Origin of the sequence: Acinetobacter sp. YH12227 (assembly GCF_013417785.1) — a bacterium.
GTDB classification, from domain to species: Bacteria; Pseudomonadota; Gammaproteobacteria; order Pseudomonadales; family Moraxellaceae; genus Acinetobacter; species Acinetobacter gandensis.
Map to the genome: position 1 here is coordinate 1 of NZ_VPDH01000191.1, position 1,066 is coordinate 1,066.

Genomic DNA, 1,066 nt, shown 5'->3' on the forward strand with positions numbered 1-1,066 from the left:
TGTGTATATAGAAATCGTCGTAAAAGATTAAACCTGCGGTTTAATTTACTTGCTGGCATATACAATTTAGATTGGGTGAAAGATAAACAATTAAATTGATTGAAAAATGATTTATGAAGGAAGTCTAATGACTATATGTTAATTTCTTAATATCTAAAATTAACATAATACACGTTATACGAAGTTAAACAACAACAAACAGCAGTAGGACATTTCTACTTGGGAATAACAGCAGCAGCAGAGGGCAGCAGCTCTCGTTTTTTAATGTGGAAACTGCTAGAATACTTGTACGCCATTGACGTACATAGAATCTATGTTATTCATTGAAACTAGTATCTTTACCAAGCAAATCAAAGACCTTGTATCTGATGAGGAATATCGTCAACTTCAACAAGATCTATTGGTTCAACCTGATAAAGGTGACTTGATCAAGAATGGTGGTGGCATTCGGAAAGTACGTTGCGCTCAAGGTAATAAAGGTAAAAGTGGCGGTATCAGAGTAATTTACTATTGGGTAAATGAGGATGATCAAATCTTTTTCTTGGTGGCTTATCCAAAATCTGTAAAAGATGATCTAACGGATAAAGAAACCGCCATTCTGCGCCAACTCGTGAAGGAGCAATTTCATGGATAACAATTTATTTGATGACTTGGTCGCTTCGATTAAAGAAGCTGGAGCAATCAAACGCAAAGAGATCAAAGCAAGTCGAACAACCGAACTTGAATTACCTGATATTAAGGAAGTCCGAGAAAAAACTGGTTTAAGTCAAAGCGAATTTGCTGCACGTCTCCACATCAGTCATCGCACCCTGCAAAACTGGGAACAAGGCCGACGCTATCCGACAGGACCAGCGGCAACATTAATTAGAATCTTAGATGCACATCCTAGCCTTATTTAAAAATATTCATTAAAAATGGGAGCTTAGCTCCCATTTTTTGTGTTATTCCCCAATTAAAATGTCTATGCGATAAACTATTTAAAATGTCCTATAAAAAATGAGCTGATTAATTATCATATTCGGCTCTTGTTATGAGCCGAATAAGTGCTATATTCAACTCATCTGAA

General features: G+C 36.1%; 2 protein-coding genes. Both read left to right on the forward strand.

What is annotated here, in order from left to right:
• Positions 1 to 313: 313 nt before the first annotated feature.
• Complete coding sequence (locus FTV09_RS17880; RefSeq protein WP_111861355.1) at positions 314 to 634, forward strand: type II toxin-antitoxin system RelE/ParE family toxin; 321 nt, start codon at positions 314 to 316, stop codon at positions 632 to 634.
• Positions 627 to 899, forward strand: coding sequence for a NadS family protein (gene nadS, locus FTV09_RS17885; RefSeq protein WP_111861356.1), 273 nt, complete (start codon positions 627 to 629; stop codon positions 897 to 899). Before FTV09_RS17880 ends, nadS begins: the two co-directional genes overlap by 8 nt.
• Positions 900 to 1,066: the final 167 nt, after the last annotated feature.

Bases quoted from the DNA above. Each gene is read 5' to 3' on its own strand.
- FTV09_RS17880 (WP_111861355.1), top strand. From the start codon at position 314: ATGTTATTCATTGAAACTAGTATCTTTACCAAGCAAATCAAAGACCTT.
- nadS (WP_111861356.1), top strand. From the start codon at position 627: ATGGATAACAATTTATTTGATGACTTGGTCGCTTCGATTAAAGAAGCT.